25 protein-coding genes are annotated in these 23,970 nt (G+C 60.6%); 16 read left to right on the plus strand and 9 right to left on the minus strand.

Annotation, left to right across the window (positions count from 1 at the left end; all coding sequences use genetic code 11):
- The first annotated feature begins 158 nt into the window (after nucleotides 1-158).
- On the plus strand, nucleotides 159-500 hold the full coding sequence (locus tag HS968_RS09170) for a YggL family protein (RefSeq protein WP_119693845.1): 342 nt from the start codon (nucleotides 159-161) through the stop codon (nucleotides 498-500).
- A 160-nt stretch (nucleotides 501-660) separates the two neighbouring features.
- Here the strand turns inward: HS968_RS09170 and HS968_RS09175 are convergent, their stop codons facing one another.
- On the minus strand, nucleotides 661-2,712 hold the full coding sequence (locus tag HS968_RS09175; RefSeq protein ID WP_182371060.1) for a TonB-dependent receptor: 2,052 nt from the start codon (nucleotides 2,710-2,712) through the stop codon (nucleotides 661-663).
- A 282-nt stretch (nucleotides 2,713-2,994) separates the two neighbouring features.
- On the opposite strand from HS968_RS09175, the gene HS968_RS09180 reads away from it, so the two are divergent.
- On the plus strand, nucleotides 2,995-3,903 hold the full coding sequence (locus HS968_RS09180; protein WP_238338926.1) for an alpha/beta hydrolase: 909 nt from the start codon (nucleotides 2,995-2,997) through the stop codon (nucleotides 3,901-3,903).
- Nucleotides 3,904-4,008: 105 nt separating this feature from the next.
- Nucleotides 4,009-5,703, plus strand: a complete 1,695-nt coding sequence (locus HS968_RS09185) for a sensor domain-containing diguanylate cyclase (protein WP_182371061.1) — start codon at nucleotides 4,009-4,011, stop codon at nucleotides 5,701-5,703.
- A 7-nt stretch (nucleotides 5,704-5,710) separates the two neighbouring features.
- Here HS968_RS09185 and HS968_RS09190 read toward each other — a convergent pair whose 3' ends face one another.
- The 5 genes from HS968_RS09190 to gcvA form a co-directional block, all read right to left on the minus strand.
- Nucleotides 5,711-5,998, minus strand: a complete 288-nt coding sequence (locus tag HS968_RS09190; RefSeq protein WP_179624502.1) for a hypothetical protein — start codon at nucleotides 5,996-5,998, stop codon at nucleotides 5,711-5,713.
- Complete coding sequence (locus HS968_RS09195; protein WP_182371062.1) at nucleotides 5,995-6,711, minus strand: peptidoglycan recognition protein family protein; 717 nt, start codon at nucleotides 6,709-6,711, stop codon at nucleotides 5,995-5,997. The genes HS968_RS09190 and HS968_RS09195 overlap by 4 nt, the downstream gene beginning before the upstream one ends.
- Before the next feature lies 1 nt (nucleotide 6,712).
- Entirely contained in the window at nucleotides 6,713-7,252 is a 540-nt protein-coding gene (locus tag HS968_RS09200; protein WP_106739610.1) for a PAAR domain-containing protein, read from the minus strand.
- Between the two features lie 164 nt (nucleotides 7,253-7,416).
- Nucleotides 7,417-7,977: a type 1 glutamine amidotransferase domain-containing protein gene (locus tag HS968_RS09205; protein ID WP_119693851.1), complete on the minus strand. Its 561-nt coding sequence runs from the start codon at nucleotides 7,975-7,977 to the stop codon at nucleotides 7,417-7,419.
- Nucleotides 7,978-8,092: 115 nt separating this feature from the next.
- Nucleotides 8,093-8,995: a transcriptional regulator GcvA gene (gcvA, locus tag HS968_RS09210; protein ID WP_182371063.1), complete on the minus strand. Its 903-nt coding sequence runs from the start codon at nucleotides 8,993-8,995 to the stop codon at nucleotides 8,093-8,095.
- A gap of 193 nt (nucleotides 8,996-9,188) precedes the next feature.
- Here gcvA and HS968_RS09215 point away from each other — a divergent pair, with 193 nt between their 5' ends.
- The 8 genes from HS968_RS09215 (at nucleotide 9,189) to HS968_RS09250 (ending at nucleotide 16,617) form a co-directional block, all read left to right on the plus strand.
- On the plus strand, nucleotides 9,189-10,040 hold the full coding sequence (locus HS968_RS09215; RefSeq protein WP_182371064.1) for a transketolase: 852 nt from the start codon (nucleotides 9,189-9,191) through the stop codon (nucleotides 10,038-10,040).
- The gene (locus HS968_RS09220) at nucleotides 10,037-11,035 is read left to right on the plus strand and encodes a transketolase family protein (RefSeq protein WP_179624507.1); all 999 of its coding nucleotides are present in this window, start codon (nucleotides 10,037-10,039) and stop codon (nucleotides 11,033-11,035) included. Before HS968_RS09215 ends, HS968_RS09220 begins: the two co-directional genes overlap by 4 nt.
- A gap of 66 nt (nucleotides 11,036-11,101) precedes the next feature.
- Entirely contained in the window at nucleotides 11,102-11,866 is a 765-nt protein-coding gene (locus tag HS968_RS09225; RefSeq protein ID WP_182371065.1) for an SDR family NAD(P)-dependent oxidoreductase, read from the plus strand.
- Between the two features lie 102 nt (nucleotides 11,867-11,968).
- On the plus strand, nucleotides 11,969-12,940 hold the full coding sequence (locus tag HS968_RS09230) for a TRAP transporter substrate-binding protein (protein WP_119693855.1): 972 nt from the start codon (nucleotides 11,969-11,971) through the stop codon (nucleotides 12,938-12,940).
- 2 nt (nucleotides 12,941-12,942) lie between these two features.
- Nucleotides 12,943-13,506, plus strand: coding sequence for a TRAP transporter small permease (locus HS968_RS09235; protein ID WP_119693856.1), 564 nt, complete (start codon nucleotides 12,943-12,945; stop codon nucleotides 13,504-13,506).
- A complete protein-coding gene (locus HS968_RS09240) occupies nucleotides 13,503-14,762 on the plus strand; it encodes a TRAP transporter large permease (RefSeq protein WP_182371066.1) in 1,260 nt (419 codons plus the stop codon). Before HS968_RS09235 ends, HS968_RS09240 begins: the two co-directional genes overlap by 4 nt.
- 49 nt (nucleotides 14,763-14,811) lie before the next feature.
- Entirely contained in the window at nucleotides 14,812-15,699 is an 888-nt protein-coding gene (locus HS968_RS09245) for an NAD(P)-dependent oxidoreductase (RefSeq protein WP_182371067.1), read from the plus strand.
- 42 nt (nucleotides 15,700-15,741) lie between these two features.
- Nucleotides 15,742-16,617: an AEC family transporter gene (locus tag HS968_RS09250; protein WP_182371068.1), complete on the plus strand. Its 876-nt coding sequence runs from the start codon at nucleotides 15,742-15,744 to the stop codon at nucleotides 16,615-16,617.
- 137 nt (nucleotides 16,618-16,754) lie between these two features.
- On the opposite strand, the gene HS968_RS09255 is transcribed toward HS968_RS09250, so the two are convergent.
- Nucleotides 16,755-17,057: a LasR-specific antiactivator QslA gene (locus HS968_RS09255; RefSeq protein ID WP_119693859.1), complete on the minus strand. Its 303-nt coding sequence runs from the start codon at nucleotides 17,055-17,057 to the stop codon at nucleotides 16,755-16,757.
- Complete coding sequence (locus HS968_RS09260) at nucleotides 17,050-17,292, minus strand: hypothetical protein (protein WP_182371069.1); 243 nt, start codon at nucleotides 17,290-17,292, stop codon at nucleotides 17,050-17,052. Before HS968_RS09260 ends, HS968_RS09255 begins: the two co-directional genes overlap by 8 nt.
- Before the next feature lie 721 nt (nucleotides 17,293-18,013).
- Between HS968_RS09260 and HS968_RS09265 the strand changes: the two genes are divergently transcribed.
- From HS968_RS09265 to HS968_RS09285, 5 genes are all read left to right on the plus strand, one after another.
- Complete coding sequence (locus HS968_RS09265) at nucleotides 18,014-18,586, plus strand: DarT ssDNA thymidine ADP-ribosyltransferase family protein (protein WP_182371070.1); 573 nt, start codon at nucleotides 18,014-18,016, stop codon at nucleotides 18,584-18,586.
- Nucleotides 18,583-19,224, plus strand: coding sequence for a type II toxin-antitoxin system toxin DNA ADP-ribosyl transferase DarT (gene darT, locus HS968_RS09270; RefSeq protein ID WP_182371071.1), 642 nt, complete (start codon nucleotides 18,583-18,585; stop codon nucleotides 19,222-19,224). Before HS968_RS09265 ends, darT begins: the two co-directional genes overlap by 4 nt.
- Nucleotides 19,224-20,315 (plus strand): type II toxin-antitoxin system antitoxin DNA ADP-ribosyl glycohydrolase DarG, encoded by a 1,092-nt coding sequence (darG, locus tag HS968_RS09275; RefSeq protein WP_182371072.1) that lies wholly within the window; start codon nucleotides 19,224-19,226, stop codon nucleotides 20,313-20,315. The genes darT and darG overlap by 1 nt, the downstream gene beginning before the upstream one ends.
- 252 nt (nucleotides 20,316-20,567) lie before the next feature.
- Nucleotides 20,568-21,356: a DUF5131 family protein gene (locus HS968_RS09280; RefSeq protein WP_182371073.1), complete on the plus strand. Its 789-nt coding sequence runs from the start codon at nucleotides 20,568-20,570 to the stop codon at nucleotides 21,354-21,356.
- A 27-nt stretch (nucleotides 21,357-21,383) separates the two neighbouring features.
- On the plus strand, nucleotides 21,384-22,625 hold the full coding sequence (locus tag HS968_RS09285; protein ID WP_182371074.1) for a three-Cys-motif partner protein TcmP: 1,242 nt from the start codon (nucleotides 21,384-21,386) through the stop codon (nucleotides 22,623-22,625).
- 176 nt (nucleotides 22,626-22,801) lie between these two features.
- On the opposite strand, the gene HS968_RS09290 is transcribed toward HS968_RS09285, so the two are convergent.
- On the minus strand, nucleotides 22,802-23,863 hold the full coding sequence (locus tag HS968_RS09290; protein WP_182371600.1) for an AI-2E family transporter: 1,062 nt from the start codon (nucleotides 23,861-23,863) through the stop codon (nucleotides 22,802-22,804).
- Nucleotides 23,864-23,970 lie beyond the last annotated feature (107 nt).

Here is a 23,970-nt window from a genome sequence, read left to right on the forward strand (position 1 = left end):
TTACAACAGAAAGGTGGATCAGACAGTGCAGTTGTAGCTAACGACCGTCTGTGGCTGAAGAAAGTTGCCGCCATTATGCCGCAAGGCGGCCGGACAGCGAGCGACAACTCGGCCGATCTGCTAGAGTGCCGCGCGTTATCACCTTTGAGGATTGTTTCATGGCGACCAACCGTTCCCGCCGTCTGCGCAAGAAGCTCTGTGTCGATGAATTCCAGGAGCTGGGCTTCGAGCTGACCCTGAACTTCAAGGCCGACCTGAGCGACAAGACCCTCGACGATTTCGTCGATCAGTTCCTCGATCAAGCCATCGCTGGCAATGGCCTGGATTACGTTGGTGGCGAAGACTTCGGTCTGGTCTGCCTGGCCAAGCGTGGCTCGGTCAACGAAGAGCAGCGCGCTGCCGTCGAGGCCTGGCTGAAAGGCCGTGACGAGCTGGAGAAGTTCGAGCTCAGCCCGCTGCAGGACGTCTGGTACCCGGAGAACCCGATCAACCAGGCGTGATCCCGTATCGCTGCCATGCCCTCGGTTGATCCAGGCATGGCTCGCGCGTGAAAGGCCAGGGTTTAGCCCTGGCCTTTTTGTTTGTCGGCGTGGCAGGTGCAGCGCGCCAATCATGCGCTGGCGATCTGCACATCGAGTCCGGCAACGGCTGCGCATGGCGTTACAGTTTCATGTTCACCGACAGGTACGCAGAGCGGCCCGGCGCAGGGGAGAACATGGGTTGTTCGTCGCCAGCGGCCCAGAAGAAATTGTCGAACCACACGTATTCGTAATCACGATCCGTCAGGTTCTTCAGCTGCAGGTCGAGACTGGTAGTGGCGGACAGCTGATAACGCACGTTGGCATCCAGCACCGCGAAGCCGCCGTACTTGCCTTGCTCGTTCAACTCGTCGATGTAGTAGTCGCCCTGTGCACGGGCTGACAGGCCGAAGCGCCAGGCGTCGTTGAACTGATAATCGACGCCTGCATTGCTGATGTAGCGCGGCGTGGAGAATACTTCCTTGCCGGACAGCGACTGCCCGCTTGCGCTAAAGGCGCTGACCACCTTTGCTTCCTGAATGGCGTGCGAGCCCCACAGCGTCCACTGGTCGTTCAACTGTGCGGTGAGCTGCATGTCGATGCCGCGCCGACGGGTTTCACCCAGGCCGACGGTGGTGCCGGTGCTCGGCATGTTGGCCACTTCGTCGGTGGCGTCCTGTTGCCAGACGGCGATGCGTGCCTCGGAGCCAGTGAACGGCTTGAACTTCACGCCCACCTCCTTGCCGGTGTTGATCGAAGGCCGGTACGAAGCCTGCCCGGCCGTCATGTAGGCCGGTGCGGTGGAGCCGGTGAGTATCTGGAAGGTACGGCCCCAGTTGGCATAGACGTTCACATCCGGCGTGACGCTGTAGACCACGCTGAGTTTGGGCTGCTTGATCCAGCCGTAGTCCTGCAGTTCGGCTTTCTCGCCACTCATCAGCTCGGTGTTGCCGGAGAACTTGTCCACCCGATACGCCGGGATGATCTTCAACTGCTCGATGGGCTGGATGATCGCCTGGGCATAGACGCCGGTGTTGTACAGCGTGTAACGGTCGTCGTTCTGCGTGCGTGCTGGCGGTGTGTCGAAATCGGTGGGGATCCCGAAGTTGTAGCGGTAGCGGCGGTATTCGTTGTTCTGCTGTTCGTAGTTGATGCCACCGTCGAGGGTGAGCATGTCGTGGGCACGCCAAGTCAGGTTGCTCAGCACGCCGGTCTGACGTTCCTGCCACTGGCGACGCTGACGCGGCGCATTGCCGACTGGGTAGCTGGTGAAAGTCACGGTGCGGTCATCGTCGTAGCTGTTGTAGTACAGCTTGTTGCTCAGACTCAGGTCGTCGCTGAGCTGGAAATCGGCATGCGCGCTGAGGTGCTTCATGTCGCGGTCGTCGCCGTCGTTGGCGTTCTTCGCCGGCGACTGCTTGCGACTGGCGGCGAGCTCCCGCGCGGTGAGAAAGCCGGCTTCCTCTGCCTGATGGTGGTAGAGGCGGGCGATCACGCCGAGCTTCATGGTCTGCTCGTCATCGGTGACGAACCATTTGCCGCCGAGTGAATACTTGTTGGAGTCGCTGTGGTCGCGGAAACCGTCGGAGTCCTGCTTGGCCATGAAGTAGTTCTGCGCGAAGTTGCCTTCCTCGTGACCGACTGCCAGCTGGAATTCGCGGGTATTGAAGCTGCCGTAGGTCACGCGACCGTCGGTGTAGTTGCCGCCCTGGCGGGTGACGAAATTGATGTTGCCGCCAATGTTGTGCAGGCCGTAGCGCGGGTCGTTGGTTCCCCGCACCACCTCGATGTAATCCAGCTCCAGCGGGAAGACCATGTCGATGAAGCGCTGGTTGCCGCTGTTGACGTTGCTCGGCACGCCGTCGATCAGCGTCTTGATGCCGTTGATGTAACCCTCGCCGTTGAAGGCGCGGAAGGTCACCTTGCCGGACTCGGCGCCCATGCGCGTTTCAGTCAACTGGATGCCGGGCATCTGACCCACCAGCTCCCAGCTGTTCATCACGTTCTTATCTTCGATCTTGTCGCTGCCCATGATGTCGACCGAGGTCAGGATGCTGTCGGTACGCAACGTGCCGCTCTGATCGGGCGTGATGTACACCTCGCCGAGCGAGACGGTGGAGTTGCCAGAGGCGGCGTGCAGGTCGGGCGTGACCAGGGCAGTGAGAACGGCGAGAGAGGCCGAAGTAGCTTTCATGGGTATTCCTGGTAGGTCGTGCGTGAGCGGCGAGGGCTTCACGGATGCGGCGATTTCTTGAGTGCGGGGGTTACGGGGTGCGAATGGGCATGGTCAGATCGATATCGTTAAATATGTTATATCATAACAATATTATTTCGACTGACCAGCACCTGCAACACGACAAATCTCGCCTGAACGTGCAAGGCAGAGCCCTTGGCCGGTGACTGTCGGCTAGCCAACACTCTGCCGCGCTCGCCATCCAGTAAGATCACCGCAAACAACAATGCACCGAGCCGACCCATGCCCAGTCTTCGCAGCCAACTGGTGATTGCCTTCTTGCGTGTGACCCGCCGCAAACGTATCTACAGCTCGGTGCAGGCGTTGCTCGATGGCATTCGCCAGGTCAGGCAAGCAGGGCCGGCGCAGCCATCGGCCGGCATGAAGCGATGTCTCGACATCCGTGAACAGTGCCTGGCTGGCGTGCCGGTCTATCGCCTGGCGCCTCGTACTCCAACCGCACACGGCCAGCACCTGCTCTACCTGCATGGCGGAGCGTACGTGCGGCCGATTACCCGTCATCACTGGCGCTTTCTGCATGAACTGGTCGAGCGCTCGGGCCATACGATCAGCGTGCCGCTCTATCCGTTGGCGCCGGAGAGCGACTGCCAGCGCACCGTTGCGACCGTGGTGCAGATCTACCGGCAACTGTGCGCCCAGGAGCGACTACCGGCGCTCGGGGTCATGGGCGACTCGGCAGGCGGTGGTCTGGCGCTCGCACTCTGCGATGCACTGCGTGAACAGGGCAGCGTCCTGCCGACCAGGCTGGTGCTGATCTGTCCCTGGGTCGATGTGCGCATGCAGCACGCTGCCATCGCGGGCAGCGAGCAGGATGACCCGATGCTGGCTGCCATCGGCTTGCGTGAGGCAGGGCGTTTGTATGCCGGTGAACTGGGTGTGGATCATCCCCATGTCAGCCCCATCGAGGGCGATCTCGGCGGTTTGCCCCCGCTGCTGATCTTTGCGGGCACGCGCGATATCGCGCATCACGACGAGTTGCTATTCGCCGAGCGCTGCCGTGCCGCCGGTGTGCAAGTGGAGTGCGTGGTGGGCGAGGGGATGATTCACGTCTGGCCGATATTGCCGATTCCCGAGGGGCGTCAGGCGTTGGCGAAAATCGTCCAGTACCTCGGCAACGCCAGTCGCGTCTGACCGAGGTTTTGCAGCCAAACGGTCATCACGAACGATTAGACGCCGGCCCACTAATGGCGTATCAATATCAGGCGCCTTCCGCGTTTCTATCCAAGCAGAATTGATATGCAGCCCCTGTGTTCGGTCAATGCGCCCGTCGGCGTCAACGATGAGAGGCTCGACGGGTTCGTGCGTCTGGTCGGTCGGTATTTCGACGCGGCTGTGATGCTGGTTTTCAGCGTAGGGAGCGCGCGACGTATCTGGGCCAGCCCTGGCCTGGGTGATGAGCTATTGGCGCAGATCATCGAGGCAGACGATGGTGCCGCCAACGACGGCTCTCATCATCTGTTCGGCATGCGTCCCAGGGTAACCTGGCCATTGCTGGCGCAAGCGGGCGACAGGCTCGGCACCCTGTATTTGCTCGGCGAACAGCCGCGCGAACTCGATGCCCATCAGCGCGACGCCCTGAAGGACTTCGCTACCCTGGCGCTCGACCTGCTGACGCAAATCCGGCAACGCCAGGAAATCGCCGAGCTGCGCGACAGCGAACGGCGCATGGCGCTGGCCATCGACGGTAGCGGCACCGGCATCTGGGATCGTGATATCAGCACCGGCGAGATTCACTACTCCAGCACTTGGAAGGCGCTGTTGGGTTATGCCGATCATGAAATCGGCAACCGCATCGAGGAAAGCTACACCCGTGTACACCCGGCCGATCTCGACTACGTCCGTGCGACCATCCAGGCGCATCTGGATCAGCACACCGACGCCTATGAGGTCGAGCATCGCCTGCGTTGCCGTGACGGCCAGTACAAATGGGTGTGCAGCCGCGGCAAGGTGGTCGAACGCGACAGGCACGGCAAACCGCTGCGGATGATCGGCACCACCACTGACATCACCGCCATGCGGCGCCTGTCCGAGCAAGTGCAGCAGACCGCTGCCCTGATGACCGACCTGACCAATGAAATTCCCGGCATCGTCTTCCAGTTTCGTCTGCAGGCCGATGGCAGCTTCGCCTTCACCTATGTCAGCGCCGGCGCTCAGGCCATCTGCGGCCTCAGCGCCCTGCAACTGATGCAGGATGCCCAGGCGCTGACGGCCATCGTCCATCCGGATGATCGGGCGGCATTCATCGACTCCTTCCAGCTTTCAGCTGTCCAGCTGACGCCCTGGCACCTGGAGTTCCGCGTGCAGGTGCCTGGGCGTGACATCGCCTGGTGCCAGGGCGAAGCCTGCCCGCGCCGCGAAGAAGACGGCAGCGTGATCTGGCACGGCTTCATGACCGACGTGACCGCGCGCAAGCAGATTGAAGCCGAGTTGCAGGCCTTCGCCACCACCGACTTCCTGACCCAACTTGCCAACCGCCGGCACTTCATGCGTCAGCTCGAAGCCGAACTGGCGCGTCTGCAGCGCAACCCCGAGCAGAGCGCGGCGATCCTGATGTTCGACCTGGACTACTTCAAGGCCATCAACGACCGTTGGGGCCACAATGTCGGCGACCAGGCCCTGCGCCACTTTGCAGCGATTCTCTGTAGCCAGTTGCGCAAGAGTGATACGGCTGGGCGCCTGGGTGGCGAGGAGTTCGCCGTGGTGCTCAGCGAGGCGAATCTGGACAAGGCCATGCACTTTGCCACGCGTATCCAGAACGAACTGGCCAAGGCGCCGATCGTGCATGCCGATGAGCGAATCTACCTGGCCGTTAGCGTCGGCATCTCATCGCTCAATGCCAGCGACGCCAGCGTCGAGGCCGCGTTGTCGCGCAGCGATATCGCCCTGTACTGCGCCAAGCGCGGCGGGCGCAATCGTATCGAACATCACTGACAACTGATCAGCGCGGCTTGCAGCGCTCCAGCTCGGCCTGGGTGTTCAGCTCGGTGGTGATGCCCAGGCGATAACGGCAATAGGCGATCACCTCGTCGCGCTCCTCGGGCGTCAGGCGTTCCAGAGGCTTGTCGTCGGCGTCATTGGCGAACAGGTTGCGAAACTCGACCTGCCAGGTGGGCGCCTTCTTGATGAAGAACACCCGGTTGATATCGGCATCGTCCAGGGCGTCGTAGTACCCCACGAAGATAATGGCGAGCAGGGCGAGGGCGAGCGCGGCGGCAAGAGTCTTCATGAGTTGGGCGGCACCTGCAGACCACTGCCGGCACGGATCTGCTGCACCAGCTCCATGCCGACGTTGCCGGGGCAGACCTTGCCGTCGTTCTGCTGCTTGGGATATTCGCGATGGCCGCCGAAATGGCGGATTTCGAATACGCTTCTCAGCGCGGCGAGCAAGTCGAGCACTCCTTGGCGCTGCGCTGCGGGAATGGCATTGGTGGTGTTGTAGCCGAAGGATTCCTGCAACTGCCGGCCGATGGCGACGATGCCACCGCCTTCCTCGGCCGTGGTCAGGTTGTTGAGCATCACGATGCCGATCACGCCGGTGTTGAAGTTGCTCACGTTCGAACCCTTCAGGCGAATGTCGCGGCCTTCGTAAACGATGCCCGAGCAATCGACACCGTAGTGATAGCCGATGTCGTCATAGCCCTGGCCCATGTGCTTGCTCTGGGTTTCCAGCATCTGATCGGCGCCGCTGCTGCAGGCGTAGCTGCGGCCGGCGTGATGAAGGGCGACCATGCTGTAGTCCCAGTCGGTATCCTCGGCCCGACCTTTCACCGCGCCCCATTGCGAGCGCTCGATGAATTCGTGGTTCATCTCACGCACCTTGCGGATGATCGCTTCGCGCGTCGCTGCCCGGTCGTTGACGGTAATCGCCACCGGCGCCTGCGGTTGGCCCGGCTGCACCTGTTGCGCCGGTGCGGTGGTTTCGAATGCCGTGCCTCCCATATCAGGCTCCCTCCTGGAATTCGGTCAACTGGCGAGCAGGGGACTGGAAATACACGTGGATGGAAATCTGGTCGCTCTCGCTGTTGGCCCGCACCGTGGCGATGCCCGCAGCATCGGTGGTGCCGTACTGCTGCCGACCGTTGACTGTGGCGGCGAAGCTGCGATTGGCCAGCGGCGCGCCGGTTTCGCTATCGGTGATGGCGAAGCTGCGGGCGTAGGACATGGCGATATCCAGCGGCGCTGGCGCAACGAACGGCGCAGCCGCGTGACTATCCCCGATCAGCACGCTGCCAGAGCCGGCGATCACCGTATTGCCATGGGCACCGACGCTGCCGACGGTCGCGGCCGGGCGGCCATTGATCAGCACGGTAGAGGCGAGTGCACCAACCAGCGGGCTGCCGCAGGCGCTTGGATCGCCCTGGCGGGCAGCGGGCAAGCTGTCGAACAACACATCGCCCGAGCCGGCCGCGACGGGGTTTACGCCGTGGCCCGGCACGGGGCAACTGGTGGGGTCGGAGAGACGGGCAGCAGGCTTGGCCATACGAGTTCCCTTCGTAGTCGGTGAGTGGTGGGTAAAAAGACCCTAGCAAGGCAGGCAAGTTCTATCGACCCGCTATCCCGCGGAATTCGACCCGTTTAACATTTTCGCCTGCCCAGGCTGCCGGTCGTCGGGTGCTCACGCTGTGTGGTGCGCGCCAGCTGCATTCAGGCGGCCAACAGCGCCTGGCTGATTGCCGCGTTGAAGGCCGGAATATCGTCCGGGGTGCGCGAGGTGATCAGCGTCCAGTTCTGCCCAGGGCAAACCTGCACATCGGCGTCCACCCAGCTTGCACCGGCGTTGGCCAGATCCAGGCGTACGCTGGCGTAAGAGGTCATCACCTTGCCTGGCACCACGCCGGCATCGATCAGCAGCCAGGGGCCGTGGCAGATCGCAGCGACCGTCTTGCCGGCGTCACGAAATTCCTGCACCAGGTGCTGCGCGTCTTCGTCCTGGCGCAGGGTATCGGCATTCACCGTACCGCCGGGGATCACCAGCAGGTCGTAGTTCGCAGCGCTGAGCCCCTTGAGCGAGGTGTCGGACTGCACGGTAATGTCTTTCTCGCTGTCCTTGAGCCAGGTCTCGGCTACGCCACCTTTGATGCTGGCATGGGTCACGCTGGCGCCCTGATCCTTCAGCGCCTGCATCGGCTCGAGCAATTCGTCGCGCTCGATGCCGCTGTTGGCGGTGATGAACAGCACTTTCTTGCCTTGCAGATTCGAACTCATGAATACCTCCCGGATGCACTGAGTGGCCGCGTTGACGAACGCGGCATGCATCAGGGTTGAGACGTGTGAGGCGCAGAAGTTCGAATTGATTGGTCGAGGGGCGAGGGGGCTGGTGTTAGTGGCCGCGGCCTTCCAGTTCGGCAAACAGCCAGTCCTGGAAGCTGCGTATCTTCGGCAGCTCTGCCCGTGAGCGCAGCAGGTTGAAGGTGTAGCCCTGCACCTTGGGCCCGGTCATGCCTAGCGGTGCAATCAACTGCCTGCTGGCTAGCTCACGTTGCGCGAGCAGCAGGCTTTCGAGGCAGATGCCCAGGCCGTCCACGGCTGCGCTGATGGCCATGAACGAGCGGTCGAAGCGCGGCCCGCGCGAGATATCCAGGGGAACCTTGCGATGCTGGCGCATCCAGTCGCGCCAGCTGATCAGGCACACCTCGCTGTGTATCAGGGTGTGGTGGCGCAAATCCTCGGGGGCGCGGATCGCCTGCGGTCCATTGGCAAGCGCGGGCGCGCAGAGCGGCACGATGGTCTCGGCGGGGAAGGGCAGCACCATGGTGCCGGCAGGCTGCAGCCGCTTCATGCCGTAGCGGATGTCGATGTCCACGCCCTGGGTCAGCAGGTCGGCAGGTGGCGGATAGGACGAGTTCAGCCGCACGTCGATATCGGGTTCCAGGGCGCTGAAACGGGCCAGCCGCGGCATCAGCCACTGGGTCGCGAAACTGGGCGTGGAGTGTACGGTGAGGATGTCGCTTTTCGCGGTTCGCCCCAGCTCGCGGGTCGCCAGATCGATCTTGGCGAAGGCCGCCGAGACCTCCTCGGCGTAGAAGCGGCCGGCATCGGTCAGTACCACCGCTCGATGAACGCGGTGGAACAGGCGAACGCCGAATTGCTCTTCGAGCAGCTTGATCTGATGGCTTATCGCCGACGGCGTGACGAACAGCTCCTCCGCCGCGAGTGCGAAGGAAGACAGCCGCGCCGCAGCCTCGAATGCCTGAATGGCCTTGAGTGATACCCGGTTTTGCATGGTGTTTTCACATTAGCTCAGTTCACCTATCTGCCTTAACTATTCGTTTGAGCTCAAAAAAGCAAGGGCATAGGCTTTCTCTCACTCGCCAAGCGTGCAGTTGAGGCGCTTGGCAGGCCTGGAGATTCACGCTCCAACCGAGACGAATGAGGCCCGGCAGCAACAGACGTCGGGCCATATCAAGGAGAACTGCGTGCAGAACAATAATTCCTTAGTTCACGCCAGCGTTGCCGAGGGTGCCTACCGCATCCGCCGCTTTGCGCTACAGATGGGCGAGGTTCAGGGTCAGGGCTATGTCGGCCAGGCACTGGGCTATGCCGACGTGCTGGCGACCGCTTACTGCCATGCGCTGAACCTGCGCCCCGAAGACCCGACCTGGGAAGGCCGCGACCGCTTCCTGCTGTCCCACGGTCACTACGCCATTGCCTTCTACGCGGCGCTGATCGAGGCGAAGGTCATCCCCGAAGAAGAACTGGAAACCTACGGCAGCGATGACAGCCGCCTGCCCATGTCGGGCATGGCGACCTACACGCCCGGCATGGAAATGTCCGGCGGCTCGCTCGGCCAGGGTCTGCCGATTGCCGTGGGCATGGCGCTCGGCCTGCGCTTGAAGGGCAACCCGGCGTTCGTCTACAACTCGATGTCCGATGGCGAGCTGGACGAAGGTTCGACCTGGGAAGCGGCGATGAGCGCGGCCCACCACGGCCTGGGCAACCTGATTTGCCTGGTCGACATCAACAACCAGCAAGCGGATGGCCCTTCGACCAAGGTGCTGGGCTTCGAGCCGCTCGCTGACAAGTGGGCCGCGTTCGGCTGGCACGTACAGCGTGTCGACGGCAACGACCTCGCCGCGGTCATCGAGGCCTTCGATACCGCGCGCAACCTCACCGAAGCCAAGCCGCGCGTGATCCTCTGCGACACCCTGATGGGCAAGGGCGTGCCATTTCTCGAAACCCGCGAGAAGAACCACTTCATTCGTGTCGACCAGGCCGAGTGGCAGCAGGCCCTCGATATTCTCGACCAAGCCCAGGGAGTCGCCCGATGAGCACCGCCGTCAAGAAACCCCGCCTGACCACCTCGGCGATGATCGCTTCGATTGCCTCCGAAGGGCAGCGCGTACAGTCGGCCCCATTCGGCAAGGCCCTGGTCGAACTGGCCGCCAACCGCCCGGAGATCGTCGGCCTGACTGCCGACCTGGCCAAGTACACCGACCTGCACCTGTTCGGTCAGGCTTACCCGGATCGCTTCTTCCAGATGGGCATGGCCGAGCAACTGCTGATGGCCGCCGCCGGCGGTATGGCCAAGGAAGGCTTCGTGCCGTTCGCCACCACCTACGCGGTGTTCGGCACCCGCCGCGCCTATGACTTCGTGCACCAGGTGATCGCCGAGGAAAACCTCAACGTCAAACTGTGCTGCGCGCTGCCCGGCCTCACCACCGGCTACGGCCCCAGCCACCAGGCCACCGAGGACATCGCGCTGATGCGTGGCATCCCCGGCATGACCATCGTCGACCCCTGCGATGCGCTCGACACCGAACAGGCCGTGGCGCAGATCGCCGATCACAACGGTCCGGTTTACATGCGTCTGCTGCGTGGCAACGTGCCGCTGGTGCTCGACGAATACGGCTACAGCTTCGAGCTGGGCAAGGCCAAGATGTTGCGCGACGGCCGTGATGTGCTGGTGATCTCGTCCGGGATTCTGACCATGCGCGCACTGGAAGTGGCCAAGGCATTGGAGGCGGACAAGGTCGACGTCGGCGTGCTGCACGTGCCGACCATCAAGCCGCTGGATGTCACGACCATTCTGCGTGAAGCCGGCCGCGCCGGGCGTCTGGTGGTCGTGGCCGAGAACCACAGCTCGATTGGCGGCCTTGGTGAAGCCGTCGCGACCGCGCTGTTGACCGCTGGCGTGACCCCGCAATTTCGTCAGATCGCGCTGCCCGATGCCTTCCTCGACGCTGGCGCGCTGCCGACGCTGCACGACCGCTACGGGATTTCCACTGAGGCGATGTCGGCCACCATCAAGGGCTGGCTCGGCTGAACGCGGCGCCACGCTGACCCACATTTCCACGCGCCGCTTGCTGGCGCTACTGCAAGGATCTTTTGCATGAACAACGCTCTTCTTCTCGCTGGCAAGGTCGCCATGATCTCGGGCGCGGCCTCGGCGCGCGGTATCGGCCTGGCCACCGCTCGCCTGTTCGCCAGCCACGGCGCCAAGGTGGCGATTCTCGATCTGGATGAAGGGGCTGCCATCGAGGCCGCTGCCGCCATCGGCCCCGAGCACCGTGGCTACGCCTGCAACGTGGCGGACAAGGACGCCTGCCTCAAGGCCACCGAGCGCGCCATCGCTGACTTCGGTCAGATCGATGTACTGATCAACAACGCCGGCATTACCCAGCCGGTGAAGACCCTGGAGATCGACCCGGCGAGCTGGGATCGCATCCTCGACGTCAACCTGCGCGGCGTGCTCTACCTGTCCCAGGCGGTCATCCCGCACATGCAGGCGCAGGGCGGTGGCGCGATTGCCTGTATGTCCTCGGTATCGGCCCAGCGTGGCGGCGGTATTCTCGGCGGCCCGCATTACTCTGCGGCCAAAGCCGGTGTGCTGGGCCTGGCCAAGGCCATGGCGCGCGAGTTCGGCCCGAGCAACATTCGCGTCAACTGCGTGACGCCCGGCCTGATCCAGACCGATATCAGCGCCGGCAAGCTCAGCGATCAGCAGAAGGCTGAGATCGCCGCCAGCATCCCGCTCAACCGCCTGGGCAACGCCGAGGAAGTGGCCGGTGCCTACCTGTTCCTGGCCTCGAACCTGTCGGCTTACATCACCGGTGCCGTGATCGACGTCAACGGAGGCATGCTCATCCACGGCTGAGGATCACGCAGGTTGTTTACGTGCAGGCCAAAAAAAGGCCTGCACGAGTAATGTGCAGTACTTAATACAGACAATATCAATAAGAAAAGTAGGGTTAAGCTCATGAAGAAGACACTGATCGCAATCGCGGCGACCTTCGCACTGGCTACTGCCTCCACCAGCTGGGCTCAGCAAGTGCTGCGCCTTTCCCATAACGCCGCGCCGGGCAATCCGAAAGCGGTGGCCTCGCAAAAATTCGCCGAACTGGTCGCCGAGAAGACCGAGGGCCGGGTCAAGGTCGAGGTGGGCGGCAGCGCGCAATTCGGCGACGACGTCGAGTCCCTGACCAACATGCGTCTGGGCTCGCTGGCCTTCAGCACCAACTCCCAGGGCAGCACCGCCGGCGTGGTGCCGGAGTTCAACGTGGTCGGCCTGCCGTTCCTATTCCGCGATCTCGAACATGCCTACCAGGTGGTCGACGGCCCGGTCGGCGCCAAGCTCGACGAGGCCGCCAACAAGAAAGGGCTGGTGGTATTGGCGCTGTGGGACAACGGCATCCGCCACACCAGCAACAACAAGCGTCCCATCGTCAAACCCGAAGATCTGCAGGGCATCAAGGTGCGTACCCCGCCTGACACCATGACCCTCGACATCTTCAAGGCGCTGGGTGCCAACCCGGGCCCGCTGGCCTTCTCCGAGCTGTACATTGCACTGCAGCAGGGCGTCTTCGACGGTCAGGAGAACCCGCTGATGAACGTCTACTCGTCCAAGCTGTACGAGGTGCAGAAGTACATCTCGCTGACCGGGCACAAGTATGAAACCACGCCACTGCTGGCCAGCAAGATGATCTGGGCGGGCTTGTCCAAAGCCGATCAGGCGGCGATCAAGGAAGCTGCGGTGGAAGCCGGCAAGCTCAATCGTGAGATGTCACTGGCGGCGGATACAGAGCTGCGCAGCAAGCTCACCGAGGCCGGCGTGCAGATCAACGAGATCGACCAGGCTGCATTCGCTGCCAAGACCAAGTCGGTCTACGACAAGTGGTCGAAGCAGTACCCCGAGCTCGTCGAGCTGATCGTCTCGCAAGCGAGCAAGTAAGCATGGCCGCGCATATTTCTTCCAGCGCTGCGGCGTCTGGAGGCGTCATCGCCGTGGCTGCGAAATGGATCGACACGCTCATCGTGGCCATCAGCACAGTGGTCGCACTCACCGCCATGGTCGTCATGTTCCTGTCCCTGATGGCCGAGGTGGTGGCGCGCTACATCACCAACCAGAGCATGGGCTGGCCCACCGAGATCCCCAACCTGCTGTTCCCGTGGCTGATCATGGGCGGCATCGTCCTGGCTGCCCAACGCGGCCAGCACATCGCCGTTACCGCATTGCAGAGCATGATTGGGCGCGTCGGCAACCGGGTACTGGTGGCCGGGCATCAGGTGCTGATTGCCGTGGCCTTCCTTTACCTGGCGTGGGTCGGGCTCGACGTCGTCGAGATCACCGGCAGTGAAATCTACCCAATGACCGGCATCACGGCGAAATGGGCCTACCTGTCGCTGATCGTCGGCTTCGTCGGGCTGGGCCTCACCGCGCTGACCACACTCGTTCACCTGTTGCGGGCAAGCGACCCGCTAGCGGTACGTGCCCAGCAGATCGAGGAGGGTGTATGACCTTAATGATGCTTCTGGTCTTCGGTGTCCTGATGGCACTGGCCCTGCCGGTGGGTTATGCGCTGATCATCAGCGCAGGCCTGGCGGCGGTGACCATCGGTGAAATGCCCAGCGTGGCCGCGGTGGTGAAGATCTTCCAGCCGACGCAGAGCTTCCCGCTGCTGGCGATCCCGTTCTTCATGCTCTCGGGTAGCCTGATGATGGGCGGCACGCTGGGCAAGCGCCTGATCCACTTCGCCACTCTGCTGGTCGGCCGTTTTCACGGTGGTCTCGGCCAGGTGACGGTGGTCGGCTCCACGGTGTTCGGCGGCGTGTCCGGCTCGGCAGTGGCGGAAGCCTCGGCGCTCGGCTCGATGCTGATCCCCTGGCAGAAACGCGAAGGCTATCCGGGTGCGTTCGCCGCGGCGGCCACGGCCTCGTCGGCGACCATCGCCTGCCTGATTCCGCCGTCGATCCCGCTGATCCTGTACGCCACGGTATCCAACCAGTCGATTGCCTCGCTGTTTCTCGCCGGCATCCTGCCTGGTCTGATGCTCGCTGCTGGCTTCATGATCGTCTGCTACCTGTCGGGCCGTCTGCGCGGCTTCAAGCGCCTGACCGATGAGGTAACGCTCAAAGGCGTGCTGCGTGCGACCCTGGCAGCCGCTCCGGCACTGGGGATGCCGGCCTTCATCGTGATCCTGCTGCGTACCGGTATCGCCACGCCGACCGAGGTCAGCGCGCTGGCGGTGTTCTACGGTCTGCTGGTGAGCATGCTGGTGTATCGCGACCTGACCCTGCGCCGCATCTACGATGCGCTGGTGCATACCGCCGTGACGACGGGCGTGGTGATGCTGGTGATCGCCGCTTCCAACCTGGTGGGCTACGTGCTGACCGTCGAGGCGATCCCGACCGCAGTGGCCGAGTGGACGGCGCAAACCCTGCAGTCGCCGTGGATGGTCATCCTGATGCTGAACCTGATCATGCTCGTCGTGGGCATGTTCCTCGATCTGCCTGCGGCGATCCTGCTGCTCGGCCCGACCTTAGCGGCCATCGGCAGCGCCATCGGTCTGGATCCGATCCAGCTCGGCATCATGATGGCGGTGAACCTGAGCATGGGCCTCTTCACTCCGCCGGTCGGCACCACGCTGTTCATCGCAGCGGCGATCTCGCGTGAGCGGGTCGGCGCGGTAGTGCGTGAACTGTGGCCGTTCTACCTGGTGGCATTCACCGTGCTTGGGCTGATCTCTTTCGTACCAGCCTTCACCCTCTACTGATTGGTACGGCCCCTGCGTGTGCAGGGGCCGTGCAAGGCAAGGAACCTCCATGACCATAATTGCATTTGCCGGGCTTGGCTCGATGGGCCTGCCCATGGCCAAGAACCTGCTCGCCGCCGGCCATCGCGTGCGCGGTATCGATCTCAACCCTGTGGCGCTTGCCACGCTCGCCCAGGCCGGTGCGGAGCCGGCAGCGGACGCAGCCTCTGCCGCCAAAGATGCCGATGTGCTGATCCTGATGGTGGTCAATGCCGCCCAGGCCGAGCAGGTGCTGTTCGACAACGGCGCGCTGGATGCGCTGGCCGAGAATGGCATCGTCTGCCTGATGGCCACCTGTCCACCCGCTGCGGTCGAGCGCATCGCCGCGCGGGTAAGCGCAGCGGGGCGCCGCTTCGTCGATGCTCCAGTCTCGGGCGGCACCGCTGGCGCCATCGCCGGTTCACTGACCATCATGGCCGCCTGCGAACGTGCCACCTTCGAGGCGCTGCAGCCAGTGTTCGAAGGCATCGGCCAACGCCTCTTCCATGTTGGCGAACGCGCCGGCCAGGGCGCTACGGTCAAGGCCGTCAACCAACTGCTGTGCGGCGTGCACATCGCGGTGGTCGCCGAAGCCTTTGCGCTGGCAGCCAAGGTCGGTGTCGATCTGCCGGTGCTGCTGGAGATCATGGGCGGCTCAGCGGCATCGAGCTGGATGCTCAAGGATCGCGGCCCGCGCATGTTGCAGGCTGAGCCCGAGGTCAGCAGTGCGGTGGACATCTTCGTCAAGGATCTGGGCATCGTCCTCGAAGCCGGGCGCGACGCGCAGGCCGCACTGCCGATTGCCTCGGTGGCGCACCAACTGTTTCTCGCCACCTCCGGGCGCGGCGAGGGGCGGGCTGATGACAGCCAGGTGATCCGCAGCTACTACGCCCTCAACGGTACGCCCACGCAGGGCTGAGTCGCCCAGCACCACCCACTCGCCAGCGGCTAAGGTTGCCCCATGCTCGTGCAGATCGTGAGCATCGTCTTCCCCGTGTTCACGGTCATCGCGGTTGGCTACCTGTATGGCCGCAAGCATCGCCCTGACATGCTCGCGACCAACCAGGTCAACATGGGCATCTTCGTGCCCGCGTTGATCTTCTCCGCGCTGGCGGGCAAATCCGTCGACCTGGCCGAGGTGCAGATGATCGCCCTCGGCGGCCTGGTCATCGTGCTCGGTTCCGGCTTGCTCGGCTGGCCCATCGCCCGCTGGCTGGGTTATGCGCCAAAGACCCTGCTGCCGCCGATGATGTTCAAGAACGCCGGCAACATGGGCTTGCCGTTGCTGTTGTTCGCCTTCGGCGAGCAGGTGCTGCCGGCGGCGGTGGTGCTGTTTCTGGTGGAGAACATCCTGCATTTTGCCATTGCCACCTGGTGGCTCGGGCGCAACGCCAAGGTCTGGCTCCTGTTGCGTGAACCGGTGATCATCGCGGGGATCACAGGCGTACTGGTGAGCCTGTCGGAGATCGCGCTTTGGCCGCCTTTTCTCTCCGCGATCAAGATCATTGCCGACGTCTCCACCGGCCTGATGCTGTTCGCTCTGGGCGTGCGCCTGAACACCGCGCCCTTCGCACAATGGCGCATCGGCACGGTCGGCGCCGTAGCGACGCCGCTGACCGGCATGTTGATCGCCTACCTGTTTTGCCTGGCCTTCGACCTGTCGGGTCGCGAAACCGACATCCTGCTGATCTTCGGCGCGCTACCGCCAGCGGTGCTCAACTTCATGTTCGCCGAGCGTTACGCCCAGGAGCCGGAGAAGGTCGCGTCGATAGTGATCCTCGGCAATCTGGTCGCGCTGCTTTCCATCTCGTTGGCGCTGGCTCTACGGTTGGCGTAGAGGTTCGCGTGCATACCGTTGGCGATGCGGCGTTATGGCTGATCAAAACAGAACGAAGCCCACTCGCTCGGCACTCACCGAGTGCGAGCAAGTGGGCTTCTCTATTTCAAACGACGGCCCAAGCGCAGGCCACAAGCCTATAGCTTCAACTCCGTACGCCTGGCCTGATGCTCGCCGCCAAGCGGCGAGCACAAGCGTTGGTGGATGCGGCTGAGAAAGCCCAGCTCGAAGGCATGTCGCTGAGCACCCGGTGGGTACAGCTGGCGCTCCAGCAGCAGATTGGCCCATAGCCAGCCGCTGTTGGCATCGTCCAGCCAGGCCTGCGCGGTTTGCACACCGTGGCCGAAGCTCGCCTGACAATCTGCGTTCCAGCCGAAGTTTGCAGGCGGTTGTCCGTCATGGGCGGGCAGGTGAGTGAGATACCGCTGCAGTTCAATCATGGGCTGCCCTCCCGGCTGCCGGAGCGATGGCTCGGCGGTAGAGCACGATCAGCTCGCTTAGCAGCGCACTGGTGCTATTGGCCAACTCCGGCTCCGGCATTCGCCGCAACAGCTTGGCCAGCAACGCCGCCCGATACTCGGCTGCTGCCTGCAACGGACACTCGTCCGCTACAAAGCTTTGCAATGGATTGCGTGCTGAAGGGAAGGGGATAACGACGGATTCAGACTTGGTCATGCAGCACCTCCAAAGTGGAAGTCGGCACAACAGCCAGCAGCCCAGGGCGGAGCCCTTGGGTAAAAGGGGGATAGTGCATTTTCCTTATGCTCCTCGAACGATTAAGGAGCCGCCACCCGCCGTTGTCACGCGGTTATGGGAGGCGGACCGTACGGGGGTGACAAACCGGCGTCCGAGGGAACCGGCCAGGCCGAAGCCTGCCCCATACGGCCCGCCATAAAGGCACGAGAAAACAGCAGGCACAAAAAAAGCGCCTGCTCTCGGCTATGGCGCTACCGCGCCTCGAACAATTCGGGTTGTCACGCCCGGTCACGGGATTGACCGTGACAGGGCGGACTGTAGCGCGGGGGAGATGGGAGGGCAAGTTTGTGAGGGGCAGCTATCGGCCAAAAGCGGTCACTCATCCGAGAGTATTGCCACATGCCCGAGATCAAGGAGCTTCCGTAGCTCTGGCTTGGTTAACTGATCAGAGAGTGATGTGCAGCTGCCTACATAGCTGCGCTTTTTGAAGACATATCGTCACCTCAAGAGGCATGATCTGCTTTCAAAGGGATTGATCCTGCTCACACGCTGGTGGCATATGGTGCACTGGTGCTCGTGTATATCGAGCGCTATGACGGCCTTAAGCGACTGCACACCAACCACTATGAGCAGAGATGGAAATCGCTCCCACTCTCTACTGGAAAGCCCTCCCTACTTATTGATGAGAAGGATCTAATCAATGGCTGACATTCGAAACCAGAAGCTGCTGTATCACCTGACCAGCCTGCAAAACGTTCGCTCAATCCTAGAACGCGGTTTGATGCCTCGAGCACAGTTACGCAATTTTGAGGATGTTGCCGATCAAGAGATCATCACCAACCGACAGGCTTTAGGACTCGAAAATTACGTTCCATTTCACTGGTTTTCTCGAAACCCCTTCGACGGTCGAGTCCAGTATGATCGGCCTCTTGAGCAATTTGTATTGATAACCGTAAGGCGGACACTGGCTGAGCAAGGCAACTGGAAGGTTGTCCCGTGCCATCCCCTAGCCAACAGCGCCATTCAGCTACTCGACTACAACGAAGGGTTTGCCCAAATAGACTGGGAGATGATGAGTCGTCGCGACTACCATGACCCAGTTTGCAAGAGTGTTTGTATGGCTGAGTGCCTATCACCGAACCCAGTGCCTTCAGCACATTTCTTCAGGGTCTACGCACCCACTGACAGGGTAGCGGGGGCCGTAGCCCATGAGATTGCCAGACTGAGGCTCTCTCTTGAGGTTGACGTTAACAGAGCCATGTTCCTCCGATGATTTACAACAGTCTTAATCCCGAAAAGGCGCTGATCTGGCGTATTGTCCATCGCGACAATCTGCCTTGGATACTTGACAATGGCTTGCATTGCGCCAATTCCGGCGTGCTATCGCCTAACTACGTCAATATCGGCAACCCAGACCTGATCGACAAGCGTCGCCATCGGGCTGTCCCCATCGCGCCAAAAGGCACGCTAGCTGACTACGTGCCGTTCTACTTCACACCCTTCTCAGTGATGATGAAGAACATACACTCTGGCTGGAGCGTGCAGCAGCGTCGCAATGAAGAAATCGTGATTTTAGTGTCCAGTCTCCATCGGATTGAGGAATTAGGACTACCTTTCGTTTTTACCAATGCACACGCCTACCCTCACTGGACTAGCTATTACAGCGACCTAGAGCGGCTCAATCAGATCGATTGGAGCATTCTGCAGCATCGCGATTTCAAGCGTGACCCAGACGACCCACGTAAAATGGAGCGCTACCAAGCAGAAGCGCTGGTCTACAGACATCTGCCGATAGAAGGTCTCATGGGCATTATTTGCTACACAGACGCAGTGAAGAGACGTATTGAGCAGGAAATTCAGAGGCGTAACCTGAACCTATCGGTTCATACCCGTACAGGCTGGTATTTTTGATGATTAGATACACGCAAGGCAATTTGCTTGAGGCGAAGGTCGAGGCATTGGTTAATACGGTTAACACCGTAGGAGTTATGGGCAAAGGTATCGCTCTAATGTTCAAAGAGCGCTTTGCTGAAAACTTTCGCCTGTATGCCTCTGCCTGTAAAGCGAAGCAGGTTCAGACAGGAAAGATGTTCATTACCGAGGTGCGAGAGCTTGATGGCCCCCGCTGGGTCATCAACTTCCCCACCAAGCGACACTGGCGCTCCCCCTCCCAGATGGCCTGGATTACAGAGGGGCTGGAGGATCTGCGCAATTTTCTGATTGAAAACCAAGTCAAGTCTATTGCTATCCCTCCGCTAGGTGCCGGTAATGGCGGCTTGGAGTGGGATGCTGTACGTGAGCACATTGAGGCCACGCTAAGTGATCTTGAAACTGAGATCCTTGTGTTTGAACCTACAAAGCAATACCAGAACGTCGCGAAGCGCAGTGGCGTGGAAAAACTGACACCAGCCCGCGCTCTGATTGCTGAGTTGGTTCGGCGCTACTGGGTGCTAGGGATGGAGTGCAGCTTGCTGGAGATTCAGAAGCTCGCATGGTTTCTAGAACGTGCAATCGACCGCTGTGCTTCTGTTGAGAACCCTCTCAAACTGCAATTTGTTGCTCACAAATACGGCCCTTACGCCAACCGGCTCGACCATTTACTGAACAATCTTGATGGTAGCTATCTGCACTGCGACAAGCGGATTAGCGACGCAGGTCCACTCGATGTGATTTGGTTCAACGATGAACGCAAAGCGTTTGTACAGACCTACCTTAGAAGTGAGGCTAAAGCCTATGTGCCTGCGCTTGAGTATACAGCCGCATTGATCGATGGCTTTGAGTCTCCCTATGGGATGGAGCTTTTGGCAACGGTGGACTGGTTACTGACTAGGGAGAACATCGAGCCCACAGTGACCGCCTTACGAGAAGGCTTGCAGCATTGGAGTGGAGGGCAGGGTGCTGCAGAAAGAAAGAATGGCTTGTTTGACGACCACTCACTGGAGATTGCCCTTCAACGCCTAACTCCGCCGAAACCAAGCTTGGACGAGGTTTCGACTCAGTAGACTAAGTCATCTAAAACGGTATAAATAAGCCCCGGCTTTCCAGGGGCCGCCCTGACGAAGGTAAAAACTACCTAGTCACGCCAGCCCTTACTCAAGCTGCGCCTGAACGGCGGTGGTAATAACTTGCTCGTTTTCAGGCAGAGCCGCCTGCCCTTTTCGCCAAGCATTCTCTAAAATAGCGATCAAATTTCTTCCGTTCGTGTCTGAGGTGCACCAAACAGGAACGCCAGCGAACGGGAGCAGGACAAGGACATGGCAGAGACACAGATCGAGTGGACTGACTCCACTTGGAACCCGGTGGCTGGCTGCTCAATCATCAGCGCAGGCTGCAAGAACTGCTACGCCATGGAGATGGCCAGACGCTTGGAGTCTATGGGTATGGCCAAGTATACCGGTCTGACCCGCAAGAAAAACAAGCGTGTGGTCTGGAATGGCAAGGTCATTGAGGATAGGGAATCACTCGAAATCCCTTATCGCTGGAAAAAGCCTCGTAAAGTGTTTGTTAACTCCATGAGCGACCTGTTCCACGAACAGGTCAGCGATAGCTTCATCCAGGACGTCTGGAGGGTGATGCGGGAGACCCCGCAGCATAACTATCAGATCCTGACGAAGCGCCCTGAGCGAATGAAGCAAATCCTCCAGGACATCATTCAAGAGGTTCTTCCTAACGTTTGGCTCGGCACATCGATTGAGAACAGCGAAACCGCCTTTCGTGTTGAGCACATCAAGGAGACCCCGGCACAGATCCGGTTTATCTCGTTTGAGCCTTTAATTGATTCTGTGGGCCCGATTGATCTAACAGGAATAGATTGGGCCATCGTTGGTGGCGAGAGCGGTAACAAAGCCCGCCAGATCAAGGAAAGCTGGATTGATGAAATTTATGCTCAATGCCTTAGGAGCGATACTGCATTCTTCTTCAAACAGTGGGGCACTTGGGGCAAGGACAACATTCGTCGATCCAAGAAAGCGAATGGACGTGAGTATCGAGGCAAGACTTGGGATGAAATGCCCGTCAACATCGTAGGCGCTGCTTACCTATAAAAATAACGGCTTGATAGGGACATTGAGATGGTAGGAAAGAAGTACGACTGGGAAGACGGTGCTGAACTGGCCGACCACTCTAAAATGAAACACCAGATCCTAAGTGAGTATTTCTACGAGTACGTCATCACCCGCTGCCAGACACCAAAAATGGAGCGTTTTCGCCTAGCGATTGTGGATGGATTTGCAGGCGGAGGACGATACAAATGTGGAGCACCAGGCTCTCCTCTGATCTTCATCCAAGAGCTTCATCGAGCAATTAATGACATCAATGTGAATCGAGCGGTGCAGAACCTCGCGCCTATCCGTATTGAATGCACCATGGTGCTAAACGACTACGAGCCAGCTGCACTAGACTCCCTCAAAACTCACATAGCCCCAGTCCTCGTTGAGTACGTCGACTCAAGCGAGTACCTATCAGTCCAAATCGACTACTTGAACGATGAGTTCGAGAAGGTTTACCCACGAATTAAGGAGTACCTGCAGCGAGGTAGATTTCGGAACATCCTGTTCAACCTAGATCAGTGCGGGCACAGCCACGTCACGACCGAAACACTGCGGGACATCATGAACTCGGACAATTCAACCGAGATCTTCTACACTTTCATGATTACTGCGTTGCTGACTTACCTGCAGAAACACAATCCGCAAATGCTCGAGCGGCAATTGGCGCACCTCTCTATAAGCAAACTCGATCTCGATCTTCTATCCGAGCAAATGAGCAATCGCCAATGGCTCGGAACGGCAGAAAATATCGTCTTCTCTGCCTTCCAGAAATGCGCACAGTTTGTCAGCCCCTTCTCCATCAACAACCCTCAGGGGTGGCGTTATTGGCTGATACACCTTGCCAGCTCTTACCGGGCACGTCAGGTGTACAACAACGTGCTGCATAAGAACAGCAAGTCTCAAGCTCACTTCGGTCGCTCAGGCCTGAATATGCTGGCTCACGATCCTCAGGAAGAAGGCACCTTATACCTGTTCGATGTGAATGCGCGGGATGAGGCTAAAGGTCAGCTTCATGACGATATACCCAAGCTGATTTCGGAGTTCGGTGATGCGCTGAACATGGCCGAGTTCTATGGCCGCATTTACAACCACACCCCAGCGCATAGCGACGACATTCATGTGACGATGATCGAGAATCCCGACCTCGAGATCATCACTCCGTCAGGTGGAACACGGCGTAAAGCGAACCAGATCGACATCAAAGACACAATTAAGCTCAAATCCCAGACCAGCTTCTTCCCGATGTTCCAGCGCAAGACCTAGCGGGCTCTAATAGATCCAGCATCTATCACTGACATCTGCATACCGGTTAGTTACAACGCACAAGCGCAATAGACACTGACTCTGTAGCTGATCAACGTCTGCTTTTGGCCGGAAGCTGCCGCTGATTAGAGGGCCCTCGCAAGGATGTTATTGCTCCCTAAATCTTCACATCTGACTCACTCCGGCAACCGAACCTTCTTCTTCGCCCCAAACAGATTCCAGCTGGCCACGAACAGCGCCGCCACCAGCGGGCCGATCACGAAGCCGTTGAGGCCCAGCAGGGCCAGGCCGCCTAGGGTGGAAATCAGGATCAGGTAGTCGGGCATGCGGGTGTCCTTGCCGACCAGGATGGGGCGCAGGATGTTGTCCACCAGGCCGATCACCAGCACGCCGAAGGCGGTGAGGATGATGCCTTGTACCAGGCTGCCACTGAGCATCAGGTAGATGGCCACCGGTGCCCAGATGATGCCCGCGCCGGCAGCCGGCAGCAGTGACAGAAACGCCATCAGTACGCCCCACAGCAGCGGACTGTAGAGGCCGAGCGCCCAGAAGATGAAGCCACCGAGCGCGCCCTGAACGGCGGCGACCACCACGTTGCCTTTCACCGTGGCGCGTACCACGCGGGTGAACTTTATCTGCAGGCGGCGTTTGGAGCTGTCGGCCAGCGGAACGGCCGCGCGGATTTTGTGTACCAGATCCTTGCCGTCGCGCAGCAGGAAGAACAGCAGGTACAGCATGACGAAGAAGCCGATGAAGAACTCGAAGGTGCCCTGGCCGATGGCGAACACCTTGGTGGCCAGGTATTGGCTGCCAGCCATGGCGCCTTTGGAGATCTGTTCGCGCAGGCCTTCGAGGTTGGTCATGCCAACACGGTCGAGTTGTTCCTGTATCGACGGCGGCAGCATCTGGATGAAGCTGGTGACATAAGCACCGGCGTCCAGCTCGCCCGATTCCAGTTTCTGGTACAGCGCAGTGCCCTCGGCCACCACCGCCGAGGTGATGAAGATCACCGGCAGGATCGCTACCAGCAGGCAGATGATCAGCGTCAGCAGGGCGGCCAGGTTGCCTTTGCCGCCGATACGCCGCAGTAGGCGCTCTTGCAGGGGCGCGAATACCACGGCCAGCACCATCGCCCAGAACACGGCGCCGTAGAATGGCAGCAGTATCCAGAAGAAGGCCACGGTCACCAGGACGAGCAGCAGGATGAAGGCTTTCTGTTCGAAGGTCGGGCTTGGCATGGCGGGCTCGTCGGGAAGGGGCATGCCAGTTAGTCCCCCGAAGCCCTGGCAAAGTGCCCACAAAGTTGGATTGGGCCGAGGCGGCAGGGCTTGACAGCTCTGGGATA

The sequence above is a fragment of the Pseudomonas berkeleyensis genome (assembly GCF_014109765.1).
GTDB lineage: Bacteria > Pseudomonadota > Gammaproteobacteria > Pseudomonadales > Pseudomonadaceae > Aquipseudomonas > Aquipseudomonas berkeleyensis.